Origin of the sequence: Kocuria sp. CPCC 205297, from assembly GCF_040981035.1 — a bacterium.
Classification (GTDB): domain Bacteria; phylum Actinomycetota; class Actinomycetes; order Actinomycetales; family Micrococcaceae; genus Kocuria; species Kocuria marina.
Map to the genome: position 1 here is coordinate 41,030 of NZ_JAVKPY010000004.1, position 13,148 is coordinate 54,177.

The window sequence follows — 13,148 nt, forward strand, 5'->3', positions numbered from 1 at the left end:
GCCGCGCGTCGCAGAACATGATGGCAATGCCGTTTTCCAGGGAATTCATGGGAACGGGGGCATCACGAGGCAGGGGTTCGAATGTCAGGCGCACCGGGTTACGTCCACATCTCGCAGCGACACCGACTGGGTGGAGCCCAGTCCACGGCCCGACCCCGCGGGGCGCATCGCATGGTGGGGACCGCTGAGGATTTCCGACACCTGCGTTCCGTCGCCGCCGAACACGGTGCCGATTCACGCCTGGAACGTCAACCGGGCGCGGGGCAGCAGCCCACCGAGGCCCGCGGCTTCGTGATCTACGTGGGCGTGGACGAGCAAGCCGCCGCCGACCGCGGGATCAACCTCGTGCAGCTCGTGCAGGACGTCCGCCAGTTCATCAGCTCCGCGGTCCCCGAGTCCGATTCCTACGCCGCCGTGGCCCTCGCCCCGGTGCACGCGGAAGGTACGGACCTCGAAGTCGTGCGCAGCGCGTTGGGTGACCCCACGTTCTCGGACCCGGTGATCGAACCCATTGCGCCGCTGCCCGCGGCCGGTGCCGGGAGCGCGATTGACCGTCAGCGGGTGGGCGTGTTGATCGACCTCTCCCGCCGCGAAGTGTTCCTGGACGGGGAGCTGCTGAACCTGACCCACCGCGAGTTCGAACTGCTCAACTACCTCGTGGAGAACGGCACCCGCACCGTGGGCCGCACCGAGCTGCTCGACAGCCTGTGGGGCGACGCCGAGGAGGTCCCCTCCGAGCGCACGATCGACGTGCACGTGCGGCGGTTGCGTTCCAAGCTGGGTCGCTTGGCCAACACCGTGCGCACCGTTCGCGGTCAGGGGTACCGGTTCTACGACCACCCCGAGGTCGTCGTGTGGGCCGCGCCCGAGTACTCCATCTGATCCTCCTCAGTCGCGAGACCGCGCTCACCCGGGAGCGCGCCGTCGCGTTGCTTCCGTGACCGGGCTGCACCCCGCCGTGACACACTGGGGCCCATGGCACCCCACGACCTCAAGCACCTGGTGATCATGCGGCACGGGGAAGCGGACTTCCCGCGGGACGTCCCGGACCACGACCGCCCACTGCTGACGCGCGGTGCCCGTGAGGCCGCGGACGTGGGACGGTGGCTGGCCGAACATGCCGCGCCGGACATGATCCTGGTGTCCCCGGCGCTGCGCACCCGCCAGACCATCACGTGGGTGTGCCATGAACTCGGGGAGAAGGCCCCCACTCCGCAGTTGTGGGACGGGCTCTACGACGCCACGGACGCGCAGATCATCGCCGCCGTGAACCACGCCCCGGAAACCGTGCGCACCCTCATGGTGGTCGCCCACATGCCCGGGGTGCTGGACACCGTCCTGCGCCTGGCCTCTCGTGACTCGGACCAGGACGCCATGATGGAGGCCGCCACGGGTTTCCCGACCGGGGGCACCGCGGTGCTCGAGGTCCCCGGGGACTGGGCCGTGCTCGACGGCGCCGACGCCCGCCTCACGCGCTTCCACACCCCGGGGGTCTAGAACCCGCACGGTTCCATGCGCCGCAGGCATGGAGCTCATGCGGAGCCCCCTCGGGTGTGGAGTTCACCCCGAGCCGGTGCTCAGCTCCTGGACTCGCAGGCCACGCCGTCGCCGTCGCCGTCCAAGCCGGGACGGTACCCCGGCGTGCCGGCGTAGAGCGGGGCCATCCCCGCCGTGCGCGCCTCGGCGCACCGCGAGAAGTAGACGTCCGCACCCGGAACGCCCGGAACTCCCGCACCGGGCGCCTCGGCCTCCGCGACGGCAGCGTCCGCAGGATCGGATCCCGCGCCCGCACCGGGTGCGGCCGGAGCGGGTGCCACAGGGGCCGGTGCCTCCGCCTCCGGAGTCGAGGGCGCCTCGGCCGCTGCCGCTTGCGCAGCCGGCGCCTCGGTCACGGGAGCCGCGGGTGAGTCCGCGGGATCCGGGATGGGACGCGCTTCGGGCAGCGGCTGCTCGGGGCACGTGTCGAGCACGCGCACCATGGCGTTCTTCTCGGCGTCGGTGACCCACAGCTCGTAGCGCTGCTTGACCGCGATCTGGGTGGCCACGTACTCGCAGCGCTCGCCGGTGCGCGGCGGCAGCCACGTGGCGGCGTCCGCGTCCGACTTGGTGTTGTTGCTCGAACCGTCCACGGCGAGCAGGTTGAGCGGGTCGTTCGCGAGTTCGGTGCGCCGCGCGGCGTCGAGCTGCTGCGCGCCCTTCTGCCACGCGTCCGACAGTGCGACCACGTGATCGATCTGCACCTGTGAGCTCGTGGCCTGCCCGGCCACGAAGTCGATCGTCTCTCCGGTGTACGGGCTCTCGAGCGCCCCGGAGCTCACGTTGCACCCGTGCGTCCCCGGCTTGACGGCGATCCCCGTGAGGTCCCGGCGCAGGATGTCGTTGCGAGTGTCGCAGCCGTTGTGATCGGTGTCCGCCCAGCGCGGGCCGAACTGGTCCCGCGAGTAGTCGGTCTTGGGCGCGCGCCCCTTCACGGGCAGGTCCCCGAGCGCGGCCAGCGCGGTCCCGGCCGCCGCGTGATCGGTGGCGTCCTGCGGGGACGCCGCCGCCGCGGGGGACGTCGCGTCTTCCGCGCTCCGGGTGGGGGACGGTGACTGCGCGGCGGGCGCCGTCGTCGGGGCCGCAGCGCTCGTGGTCGCGGAGGGTGCCGCCGAATCGGTGGGAGCCGCGCACCCCGTGAGGGCCAGCGCGAGCGCCGCGGCGCCCAGGGCGAGACGACGAACGGGGGTCGTGAGAGGGGACACGGCGGTACCTCGATCCTGGAGCCGATCCTGATACCGAGGCGCGGCGGTGAATGAGAAGGACCCCGCATCCTGGGGGATGCGGGGTCCGACAAGAAGTGCGCCCGATAGGATTCGAACCTACAACCTTCTGATCCGTAGTCAGATGCTCTATCCGTTGAGCTACAGGCGCTCCTGAAGCAACGACCGAGGCCCTTGCAACGGGTAATAACTTACACCCGCCGGTGCCCGGCGACAAATCGCGCCGGAGCGATGCCCTCGCGGTGCCGGGGCGGCTGGGCGGTGCGAGCCGTGTGGTCGGGGCCGCGATGTGGTGTAACTCGCGTTCCGGAAGGCCCCCCCCGCGATAGACTCCAGGCACACCCGCGCGCAACCCCTTGCGAGGTCGGCCCCCGGAACCGTTCCACAGTGACGTGGCAAGTATGAACGGGCGGCGCACCTCGGCGGGAAGCGGCACGTACGACGGCCTCAACGAGGAGACATGTCAATGGCTGACAACGGCACAGCAACCACCGGGACCACCGCCTTGAACCGCGAGGTCCAGCAGTCCCTGGACAATCCCCCCACGGATTACCGGGAGCTCGTGGACTGGGTGCGTGGGATCGCCGAGCTGGCCCAGCCGGATCACATCCACTGGGCAGACGGTTCGGAAGCCGAGTGGACCCGGCTCACCGACCTCATGGTGGAGGCGGGCACCCTGGTCCGGCTCTCGGACGAGAAGCTCCCCAATTCCTTCGCGGCGTTCTCGGACCCCGAGGACGTGGCCCGCGTGGAGGAGCGCACGTTCATCTGCACCAAGACCGAGAAGGGTGCCGGTCCCACCAACAACTGGGAAGACCCCACGGCCATGAAGGAGACGCTGACCAAGCGTTTTAACGGGGCCATGCGCGGTCGCACCATGTACGTGATCCCGTTCGTGATGGGCTCACTGGACGCTCAGAAGCCCCAGTACGGCGTGGAGATCACGGACTCGCCCTATGTAGTGTGCTCCATGCGGATCATGGCCACGATCGGCACGCCCGTCCTCGAGAAGATGTCCCGCGACAAGGCGGAGTTCGTGGAGTGCGTCCACTCCCTGGGTGCCCCGCTGCAGCCCGGCGAGCAGGACGTGCCGTGGCCGTGCAACCCCGCCAAGTACATCGTGCAGTTCCCCGAGGACCGGGCCATCTGGTCCTTCGGCTCCGGTTACGGCGGCAACGCGCTGCTGGGCAAGAAGTGCTACGCGCTGCGCATCGCCTCGGCGATCGCCCATGACGAGGGCTGGCTGGCTGAGCACATGCTCATCCTCAAGATCACCGACCCGCAGGGGGAGTCCCACTACATCGCGGGGGCGTTCCCGTCCGCGTGCGGCAAGACCAACTTCGCGATGCTCGAGCCCACCATCGAGGGTTGGAAGGCCGAGATGGTCGGGGACGACATCGCCTGGATCCGCTTCGGCAAGGACCACACCCCGCGCGTGGTCAACCCGGAGGCCGGCCTGTTCGGTGTGGCACCCGGCACCGGGTGGTCCACCAACCCCAACGCCATGCGGGCGATCGAACGCGGCAACACCATCTTCACCAACGTGGCGCTGACCGACGACGGCGGCGTGTGGTGGGAGGGTATGACCGACGACATCCCCGAGCACCTCACGGACTGGAAGGGCAACGACTGGACCCCCGAGTCCGGCCGCCCCGCCGCGCACCCCAACTCCCGGTTCTGCACCCCCATCAAGCAGGTCGAGATCCTGGCCCCCGAGTACGACGACCCCGAAGGTGTGCCGCTGTCCGCGATCATCTTCGGTGGCCGCCGCAAGACGACCGTGCCTCTGGTCTCCGAGTCCTTCGGGTGGGAACACGGCGTCTTCCAGGGAGCCACGCTGTCCTCCGAGACCACCGCGGCCGCCAAGGGCGCCGTGGGTGTGGTGCGCCGTGACCCCATGGCCATGCTCCCGTTCATCGGCTATAACGTCAATGACTACCTGGAGCACTGGCTGGACACCGGCGCCCGCGTGGGCGAGGAGAACATGCCGCGGATCTACTACGTCAACTGGTTCCGCCGCACCCCGGAGGGCGGTTTCGCGTGGCCCGGCTTCGGGGAGAACTCCCGCGTGGTCAAGTGGATCGTCGAACGCCTCAAGGGCACCGCGGAGGGACACGAGACCCCCGTGGGTGTGGTCCCGGGCAAGGAGGACCTGGACCTGACCGGCCTGGACATCTCCGACGCCGATCTCGAGGCCGCGCTGCGCGTGGACAAGGACGAGTGGCTCAACGAACTGCCCGGGATCGACGAGTGGTTCGCGCGCCTCGGCGACGTGCCCGAGGTGATCCTCGAACAGCGCGCCGGGCTCGAGGACCGGTTGCGCAACAGCTGACGCCGGTCTCCCGATCCGCGTTGTCACGCGGGCCGGGCCATCCTGTATGATCACGCCGCGCGGCCAGACCGGCCGCGCGGCGTCGTCATCGGTGGGCTGAGGGCGGGCCGGTGACGAAGGGACAACTGTGCGGCTGACAGCTTTTTCGGACATCGCGCTGCGGGTGCTGCTGCTCATGGGAGGGCTGCCCCCGGACACCATGATGTCCACGCAGCGCATCGCGGACGGCGTGGGGGCGCCGTACAACCACGTGGCCAAGACGGTGGCCAAACTGCGCGGGATGTCCCTGTTGTGCTCGCAACGCGGGCGCGCTGGCGGGGTCATGCTCACGGACGAGGGCCGGGAGGCCAGTGTGGGCCAGGTGTTGCGGATCCTGGAGGCGGACACCGCGATCGTGGAGTGCGAGGCGGACGAGGTCGCGTGCCCGCTCAACCATGGCTGCCGGCTGCGCCGGGCCCTGGCCGGGGCGCGTGAGGCCTTCTACCGGGAACTGGACGGCATCACCATCGCGGACCTCGTGAACCCCCGCCAGGTGGGCCCCATCGCGGTGCAACTGGGGCTGCGTCCCCCGAGCGTGCGAACCCCCGCCACCAGGGATGAAGCGTCGGTTCTTTAACGTGCATTTCAAATGCTAAATTGACTCTCGTCACACCGCGATGAGAGGAAATCATCATGCTGTCCCAGAAGTCCCGCCCGGTCATCGAGCAAACCATCGGCGTGATCGCCGAGCGGATCCCCGCGATCACCCCCGAGTTCTACAAGTCCATGTTCAACGCCCGCCCCGATCTGCTGGACGGCATGTTCAGCCGTTCCAACCAGAAGAACGGCACCCAGCCGCAGGCGCTTGCCGGTTCCATCGCGGCCTTCGCCTCGCACCTGCTCAACCACCCGGACTCCTACCCGGACGAGGTGCTCTCGCGCGTGGCCCACAAGCACGCGTCCCTGGGGTTGCTGCCCGAGGAGTACCCCACCGTCCATGAGCACCTGTTCGGGGCCATCGCCGCGGACCTGGGTGACGCCGCGACCCCCGAGGTCGTGGCCGCATGGGACGAGGTGTACTGGCTCATGGCGGATGCGCTGATCAAGCTCGAGAAGGGCCTTTACGGTCAGCAGGCCAATGACGTCATGTTCGCGCCCTTCAGACTCGTGTCCAAGGAGAACATCGCCGAAGGCGTGGTGGCGTTCGAGTTCGAACCCGCGGACGACACCCCGCTGACCCGCTCCATCCCCGGTCAGTACGTGACCATCCAGGTCAAGGTCAAGGACGGGATCCGCCAGCCCCGCCAGTTCACACTGGTGCCCTCCCAGGAGGGCCACCGCCGCGTGGTGATCCGCAAGGATCCCCACGGCGAGGTCACGCCCATCCTGCACGAGGACATCAACGAGGGCGACGTCCTGGAGATCTCCAACCCCTACGGGGACGTGGTGTTGGACGAGGGCCACGGCTCGCTCGTGCTGGCCTCGGCCGGCATCGGCACCACGCCCATCGTCGCGTTCCTGGACCGCCTGGCCAAGGAGGGTTCGCAGCGCAAGGTCACCGTGCTGCACGCGGATCATTCCAAGGAACGCTGGCCCGGCCGCCAGATCATGGAGCGTCTCGTGGACAGCCTGCCCAACGCCACGATGATCACCTGGATGGAGACCCCCGGTGAGGGCGACCACGAGGGTTTCATGAACATCGCGGACGTGGACCTGGACGTGGACGAGGACACCAACGCGTTCATGTGCGGCCCCCTGCCCTTCATGAAGGCGCTGCGCTCGCAGCTCATCGAGAAGGGTGTGCAGGGGCGCAACATTCACTACGAGATCTTCGGTCCCGACCAGTGGATGCTCCACGATGAGGCGCGCGCCGCGAACGCCTGAGCCTCCCTGACATGACGACGACGCCGCGTGGCCACCTGGGCCGCGTGGCGTCGTCGTGTTCTGCGGGCCGTCCCGGGCAGCCCGCGGCGGGTGCCCGGGGACGGCGTTTCGAGCGGGAGTGCCGCGGGTGGGACCCGCGGCGCCCGGGCGGGCTCAGTCCTGCCGGACGAGCTGCAGGACGGTGTCCCGCACCGACTCCATGGCGGCGGCGTCCGGGGCCTCCACGTTGAGCCGCAGGAACGGCTCGGTGTTGGACGGACGCAGGTTGAACCACCAGCCCTGCTCGGGGTGGGTGAACGTGGTGCCGTCCATGTCCTCGACCTGCACGGCGGGGTCCGTGGCTGCGAAGTGTGCCCGGACGCGGTCCACCGCGGCGGCCTTGTCCTCGATCTCGGAGTTGATCTCCCCGGAGGCCACGTAGGGGTCGTACGTGCGCATGAGATCGCTCAGCGGCGCGTCCTGTTCACCCAGCGCGGCCAGCACGTGCATCGCGGCGAGCATGCCCGTGTCCGCGTTGAAGAAGTCCTTGAAGTAGTAGTGCGCGGAGTGCTCACCGCCGAAGACGGCGCGCTCGGAGGCCATGACCGCCTTGATGAAGGAGTGGCCCACGCGCGTGCGCACGGCACGCCCGCCCGAGGCCTCGATCCGCTCGGGGACCGCCTTGGACGTGATGAGGTTGTGGATCACCACGGGCCGGTCCTCACCCGCGGCGCGGGCCCGGGTGATCTCGCGCTCGGCGACGATCGCGGCCACCGCGGACGGGGAGACGGGGTCACCGTTCTGGTCCACCACGAAGCAGCGGTCGGCGTCGCCGTCGAACGCGAGCCCGATGTCCGCACCGTGCTCGCGCACGGCCCGCTGCAGGTCCTCGAGGTTGGCGGGCTCGAGTGGGTTGGCGGGGTGGTTGGGGAACGTGCCGTCCAGCTCGAAGTACAGCGGGACGATCTCGAGCGGCAGCGGGTCCAACAGTGCGTCCCCGAGCACCGCCGGAGTGGTCAGCCCGGCCATCCCGTTGCCCGCGTCCACCACGACCTTGAGGGGGCGGATCCCGGAGAGGTCCACCAGGCTGCGCAAGTAATGGGCGTAGTCACCCAGTACGTCCCGGCGCGAGACCTGGCCGCGGTGCTCGGAGGCCGGGATCTCCCCGGCGTCCAGGTAGCGCTGTGCGACGTCGCGGATCTCGTACAGGCCGGTGTCCGAGGAGACGGGGACGGCCCCGGCCTTGGCCATCTTGATGCCGTTGTACTCGGCCGGGTTGTGGCTCGCGGTGAAGGTGACGCCGGCGCTGTCCAGGGTGCCGCACGCGAAGTACAGCTCGTCCGTGGAGATGCTGCCGATCACCGTGACGTCCGCACCGCGGCGGGTGGCGCCGGCCGCGAACGCCTCCACGAACTCGGGGGAAGAGGGGCGCATGTCGCCGCCCACGACCACCCCGGAGCCGGCCAGGCCCAGGACGTCCACGAACGCGGCACCGGTGGCGCGCACGCTGTCCGCGGTGATGCTCTCGCCCACGATGCCGCGGACGTCGTACGCCTTGAATGATGAGGAAAGATCTGTGGTCACCGTCCCGATTCTACGTGAGCGGGATCGGTGAACCCCGGTAGTCCGGCGTTTTCCGGGGCGCTGTGGTTACATGTTCGACATGGCCGAGTTCTTGAGGATGACCAATCCGATCCAGCACTACGCGTGGGGATCGCGATCGGTCCTCGCCGGCATGCAGGGGCGCTCCGCACCCACCGAGGAACCCGAGGCCGAGCTGTGGATGGGTGCCCACGCGAGCGCTCCGTCCCGGGTGACCCTCGACGGGGTCCAGCGCGGCCTGGACGAAGTGGCCCCCGACCTGCCGTTCCTCCTGAAGATCCTCGCGATCGCGGCGCCGCTGTCCATCCAGGTGCACCCGTCCGAGGAACAGGCCCGTGAGGGGTTCGCGCGGGAGAACGCCGCGGGCGTCGCGCGGGACTCCGCGCACCGTAATTACAAGGACGAGCGCGCCAAACCGGAGACGGTCGTGGCGCTGTCACCCATGTGGTTGCTCGCGGGTCAGCAGGACCGGGCCGACCTGAAGCGCCTCGCCCGGGAACTGAACCTCCCGTGGCTCGCGGACGCCGCGGCGTCCGAGTGTCCCGTGCAGTACGCGCTCGAGCTCGACGACGACGCCGCTGCAGCCGCCGTGCGCGCGTGCGTCACCGCTGCGGATACCACCCCGGCCACCTCGCCCCGCGGCGAGGACGCGGACAAACCCCGGTTGTCCGCGGAGGCGGATCCCGTGGAACGCGCAACGCACCTGATCCGGTTGTTGACCCACCACCACCCGGGTGACCGGGGTCTGCTCGTGGCCTTGTGTATGAACATGGTGCACCTGGCCCCCGGCCAGGCCCTGTTCACCCCGGACCGACAGGTGCACGCGTACCTCAGCGGCACCGCGGTGGAGATCATGGGGTGCTCGGACAACGTGCTGCGCGCTGGTCTGACCGCCAAGCACGTGGACGTCCCGGAACTGCTGAGGGTCATGGCCACCGCCCAGCAACCCGTGAGCGTCCTGGAACCGCGCGAGGCCGAGGACGGCGTGGTGCGGTACACGCTGTGGGACCCCGCCCTCTCCCTGGCCGCGGTGCGCGTGAGCCCGCAGCGCCCCGTCACCCGGGAGCTCGCGGGGGTGTGCATGGTGCTCGTGACCGAGGGGGGCGTGGAGGTCTCCGCGCGCTCTGCTGGTGACGCGGACGCGGAGGGTGCGCGAGCGACGTCGGGCGAGTCCCTGATCTGCCTGGAGACCCCGAGCACGGTGACCCTGAGCGGGGACGGGCGCGTGTTCCTCGTGGAGGCGGTTACGCCCGCGCGCTGAGGGTTTCGGGTCTCACCTTTTAGGTTGTCGCGTAATTTCCTGTTTGAGCGTTCAATGGATGGGCACCCTTTCTACGACCCTGACATTGGAGCGCACATGGACCGGCGGATCGAACGCACCCGTGCGGCCGTGGTAGAAGCCGCCGTCGAACTGGTCGCGTGCCGGGGCTCCCAGGTGGGGATGACCGAGATCGCGCAGGCCGCGGGGGTCAGTCGTAAGGCCGTGTACGAGAACTTCGGCTCGCGGGACCAAGTGCTGCTCGGCGCCACGCAATCCTTGCTGGCCCGCGTCCCCCTGGACCCGAGCGCCCTGCAGAACCGCGAGGCCAGTCCGCTGGACCTGGTCCTGCCTCCGCTCGTGGCGCACCTGGACGAACACCAGGAGTTCTACCGGGCCATGCTGTGCGGGCCCGGTCCTTCCCTGGCACGTGGGGCGGTCGCGGAACACGCCATGACGGGTCTGCGCAGCCTCCGGGAGGATCGCGAGAGCGGGGAGGGCCGCGGCGTCGTCGAGATCCGGGACCGGTTCGTGGTCCACGGCCTACTGGGCGTGCTCGCGGACGCGCTTGCCGAACAGCAGGAGGCGGACCTGTCGGCCCTCGCCCGGGTGGTCAACGCGAGCCTCGCCAACGGCGGCCTCGAGAACTGAGGTCCCGCAGGGTGTAACGGGCCCGTGAGGCCGAGGCTTCCCGGCCCCACCGGGCGCGGCGGACCCCCATATCGCGCGGCGGCAGGGGTACCGGGTGGGCCTCGGGGGTTCGGAATAATCCGCCGCTGACGCATGCTGTACTGGATGTCGGGGGCACGCGCTGTCCCCGCGACACCCGTTCCGACAGGAAGGACCCGCAATGTCCGAGATCACGATCATCGGTGGCCACGGCAAGGTGGCGCTGCAGCTGAGCCGATTGCTGTCCACGCAGGGGGACACCGTCAACGCGGTGATCCGCAAGCGGGAGCAGAGCCAGGACGTGGAGAACACCGGGGCCACCCCGGTCGTCGCGGACGTCCAGGAGCTGGACGTACAGGCCATGACGGAGCTGTTCTCCGGCCAGAACGCTGTCGTGTGGTCCGCGGGCGCGGGCGGGGGCGACCCCGAGCGCACGTACGCCGTGGACCGGGACGCCGCGATCCGTTCCATGGACGCCGCACAGGCCGCCGGCGTCTCGCACTACGTCATGGTGTCCTATATGGGCGCCGGGCAGGACCACGGGGTCCCCGAGGACAACGACTTCTACTCCTACGCGCAGTCCAAGGCGGACGCGGACGACCACTTGCGCGCGAGCTCCCTCGAGTGGACCATCCTGGGTCCCGGGACGCTCACCGACGACGACCCCTCGGGGGAGATCACGCTGGGCCGCGCCGGCAGCGACGACGAGAAGAAGACGGCACGCGGCAACGTGGCCCTCGTGGCCGCCCGGGCGCTCGCCGATCCGCGGGGCACCGCCGGGAAGTTCATCGAGTTCTCCGACGGTGACACACCGATCGCTGAGGCGCTCGAGAACCTGGGCTGACCTGCAACCTTTGTCAGTCGTGATCGCCCGGTCCGTGGCGGGCCCCACCGGGGTCCGCGTGGGCCGGGCGATTTGTCACGCCCGGTCGCGGCAGATCGGGCCCCGCGAATCAGGCCCTGATGGTTCGGGCTCCAGCAGCTCGGCCCGACAGTCGGCCCCGGTGCCCGGTCCTGATAGCCGCTCCGGACCTGCGGGCCCTGTCTGCCGGGTGGCTGCGACCGGGGTCTTCCAGGCTGGGGTCTTCTAGGCTGGGGGCATGGAGATGCCGTCGATTCATCCCGCCGCGTCAGCCGGCCGCAATCAGGACAAGCTGGACCTGAACGAGACCATCGCCCTCACCGCCGTGGTGCACGGGACCGTGCAGGGCGTGGGGTTCCGCTACTGGTGCTGGCGCCAGGCCGAGAAATTGGGGCTCGTGGGAAGTGCCACCAACAACCCGGACGGCACCGTGACCGTTGTGGCCGAGGGTCCGCGCTGGGCCGTGGGTGAGCTGCTGCAGGCGCTCATCTCCCGGGACACCCCCGGTGCGGTGATCACCGTGGACGAGCACTTCGGCCCGCCCACGGGGGCGTTCACCGACTTCAGCACGCACTGACCGCGGGCGGAGTTCACCTGCCGTTGATCTGCGCTTCGTGGCGCGGCACGCGGACATCGTGAACATGTCCTTCGTGCGCAGCGCGGACGATGTCGCGGATCTGCTGGAACAGCTGTCCGAGCTCGATGCCACGTCCATGGACGTGATACTGAAGATCGAGACGGTGGGCGGTTTCGAGCAGCTGTCCATGATGTTGCTCGCGGCCATGCGGTGGCAGGACTCCGGGGTGAGCCGCGCGTGGGACGGGGCCGTGGCGGCGTCGTCGGCCGCGCGCATGATATGCGCCGGGGGTCGGGCACACCGAAAGCGCTGCGCGCTGTGGAATAGTAGTGCTGATGTGTTCGGCGGTACCCGCCGAACACCCCCAACCCGTTTCGAGGAGTGGTCGTTGATGGACTTGAACCCCCTGAACAAGGCGTTCGACGAGAACGGCAAACCCAAGCCCGGTGTCAACAAGTTCCTGGACCATGTGCTGCGCATCCAACAGCCGTGGGTGGTCAAGGCGCTCAAGCGGGAGCGTGCGCAGCACCCCAAGGAGACGCCCGCCCAGATCGCCAAGCGTGCCGAGAAGCTCTACCTGCGCTCCGTGACCGTGGGCGGCGGCGCCGTGGGTGCCACCGCGGCGGTCCCCGGGATCGGCACCATCGCGTCCCTCGGGCTGTCCTCCGCGGCCGTGGCGGGCTACCTGGAAACTACGGCCCTGTACGCGCAGGCCATGGCCGAACTGCACGGGGTGGAGCCCAAGGACGAGCAGCAGAACCGGACCATGATCATGGCGCTCATGCTCGGCGAGGACGGGAGCGCACTCATGGGCCAGTTGCTGTCCAGCTCGTCCGCGAGCAAGAGCCTCACGAGCAAGTGGGGCCTGATGCTCGGTAAGTCCCCGGACAGCTCCCAGCGCTTCGACGTGGGCCGCTCGATCCGCAACATGTTCGTCAAGCGGTTCCTGGCCCGCCAGTCCGGCGCGGTGCTGGGCCGCGCGCTGCCGTTCGGTCTGGGCGCCGTGGTGGGGGGCGGCGCCAACCTGGCCATGGCCCGCCAGGTCATCAAGGCCTCACGCGAGGCCTTCGGGGATTTCCCGGACGAGTTCCCGCCCAACCTTGCCTTGGGTGAGCGCGCGGAGAAGTTCGAGGACGGTTCCCCCGACGGTGATCGGAAGGAACTGGAGTCCGACGCGAAGGGCCGGAAGAAGCGCAAGTAGGGCGCACAACCCCGGGCGGGGTCATGCGGTGCCCGGCGGCGCTCGT

12 protein-coding genes and 1 tRNA gene are annotated in these 13,148 nt (G+C 69.5%); 10 read left to right on the top strand and 3 right to left on the bottom strand.

Annotation, left to right across the window (positions count from 1 at the left end):
* The first annotated feature begins 81 nt into the window (after positions 1-81).
* On the top strand, positions 82-882 hold the full coding sequence (locus RF650_RS04490) for a winged helix-turn-helix domain-containing protein (protein ID WP_085106103.1): 801 nt from the start codon (positions 82-84) through the stop codon (positions 880-882).
* 93 nt (positions 883-975) lie between these two features.
* Positions 976-1,497: a histidine phosphatase family protein gene (locus RF650_RS04495; protein WP_131332262.1), complete on the top strand. Its 522-nt coding sequence runs from the start codon at positions 976-978 to the stop codon at positions 1,495-1,497.
* Positions 1,498-1,577: 80 nt separating this feature from the next.
* Here RF650_RS04495 and RF650_RS04500 read toward each other — a convergent pair whose 3' ends face one another.
* Both RF650_RS04500 and RF650_RS04505 read right to left on the bottom strand, forming a co-directional pair.
* A complete protein-coding gene (locus RF650_RS04500) occupies positions 1,578-2,741 on the bottom strand; it encodes a DUF1524 domain-containing protein (RefSeq protein WP_368814185.1) in 1,164 nt (387 codons plus the stop codon).
* A 96-nt stretch (positions 2,742-2,837) separates the two neighbouring features.
* Positions 2,838-2,910: transfer RNA gene (locus tag RF650_RS04505), tRNA-Arg, on the bottom strand.
* Positions 2,911-3,225: 315 nt separating this feature from the next.
* Here RF650_RS04505 and RF650_RS04510 point away from each other — a divergent pair.
* The 3 genes from RF650_RS04510 (at position 3,226) to RF650_RS04520 (ending at position 6,954) form a co-directional block, all read left to right on the top strand.
* Complete coding sequence (locus RF650_RS04510; RefSeq protein WP_368814186.1) at positions 3,226-5,091, top strand: phosphoenolpyruvate carboxykinase (GTP); 1,866 nt, start codon at positions 3,226-3,228, stop codon at positions 5,089-5,091.
* A 127-nt stretch (positions 5,092-5,218) separates the two neighbouring features.
* On the top strand, positions 5,219-5,707 hold the full coding sequence (locus tag RF650_RS04515) for an Rrf2 family transcriptional regulator (RefSeq protein ID WP_368814187.1): 489 nt from the start codon (positions 5,219-5,221) through the stop codon (positions 5,705-5,707).
* Between the two features lie 56 nt (positions 5,708-5,763).
* A complete protein-coding gene (locus RF650_RS04520; protein ID WP_368814188.1) occupies positions 5,764-6,954 on the top strand; it encodes a globin domain-containing protein in 1,191 nt (396 codons plus the stop codon).
* Positions 6,955-7,107: 153 nt separating this feature from the next.
* On the opposite strand, the gene RF650_RS04525 is transcribed toward RF650_RS04520, so the two are convergent.
* Positions 7,108-8,517: a phosphomannomutase/phosphoglucomutase gene (locus RF650_RS04525; protein ID WP_368814189.1), complete on the bottom strand. Its 1,410-nt coding sequence runs from the start codon at positions 8,515-8,517 to the stop codon at positions 7,108-7,110.
* A 79-nt stretch (positions 8,518-8,596) separates the two neighbouring features.
* On the opposite strand from RF650_RS04525, the gene manA reads away from it, so the two are divergent.
* The 5 genes from manA to RF650_RS04550 all read left to right on the top strand — a co-directional run bounded on the left by manA (position 8,597) and on the right by RF650_RS04550 (position 13,102).
* Positions 8,597-9,796: a mannose-6-phosphate isomerase, class I gene (gene manA / locus RF650_RS04530; RefSeq protein WP_368814190.1), complete on the top strand. Its 1,200-nt coding sequence runs from the start codon at positions 8,597-8,599 to the stop codon at positions 9,794-9,796.
* Between the two features lie 96 nt (positions 9,797-9,892).
* Positions 9,893-10,444: a TetR/AcrR family transcriptional regulator gene (locus RF650_RS04535; protein ID WP_368814191.1), complete on the top strand. Its 552-nt coding sequence runs from the start codon at positions 9,893-9,895 to the stop codon at positions 10,442-10,444.
* 199 nt (positions 10,445-10,643) lie between these two features.
* Positions 10,644-11,306: an NAD(P)H-binding protein gene (locus tag RF650_RS04540; RefSeq protein WP_368814192.1), complete on the top strand. Its 663-nt coding sequence runs from the start codon at positions 10,644-10,646 to the stop codon at positions 11,304-11,306.
* 256 nt (positions 11,307-11,562) lie between these two features.
* Positions 11,563-11,901 (top strand): acylphosphatase, encoded by a 339-nt coding sequence (locus RF650_RS04545; protein WP_098055095.1) that lies wholly within the window; start codon positions 11,563-11,565, stop codon positions 11,899-11,901.
* A 37-nt stretch (positions 11,902-11,938) separates the two neighbouring features.
* Positions 11,939-13,102: a hypothetical protein gene (locus RF650_RS04550; protein ID WP_368814193.1), complete on the top strand. Its 1,164-nt coding sequence runs from the start codon at positions 11,939-11,941 to the stop codon at positions 13,100-13,102.
* Positions 13,103-13,148: the final 46 nt, after the last annotated feature.

Coding starts and splice junctions, on each gene's coding strand:
- RF650_RS04540 (WP_368814192.1), top strand. CDS start 10,644: ATGTCCGAGATCACGATCATCGGTGGCCACGGCAAGGTGGCGCTGCAG.
- RF650_RS04495 (WP_131332262.1), top strand. CDS start 976: ATGGCACCCCACGACCTCAAGCACCTGGTGATCATGCGGCACGGGGAA.
- RF650_RS04490 (WP_085106103.1), top strand. CDS start 82: ATGTCAGGCGCACCGGGTTACGTCCACATCTCGCAGCGACACCGACTG.
- RF650_RS04520 (WP_368814188.1), top strand. CDS start 5,764: ATGCTGTCCCAGAAGTCCCGCCCGGTCATCGAGCAAACCATCGGCGTG.
- manA (WP_368814190.1), top strand. CDS start 8,597: ATGGCCGAGTTCTTGAGGATGACCAATCCGATCCAGCACTACGCGTGG.
- RF650_RS04535 (WP_368814191.1), top strand. CDS start 9,893: ATGGACCGGCGGATCGAACGCACCCGTGCGGCCGTGGTAGAAGCCGCC.
- RF650_RS04510 (WP_368814186.1), top strand. CDS start 3,226: ATGGCTGACAACGGCACAGCAACCACCGGGACCACCGCCTTGAACCGC.
- RF650_RS04545 (WP_098055095.1), top strand. CDS start 11,563: ATGGAGATGCCGTCGATTCATCCCGCCGCGTCAGCCGGCCGCAATCAG.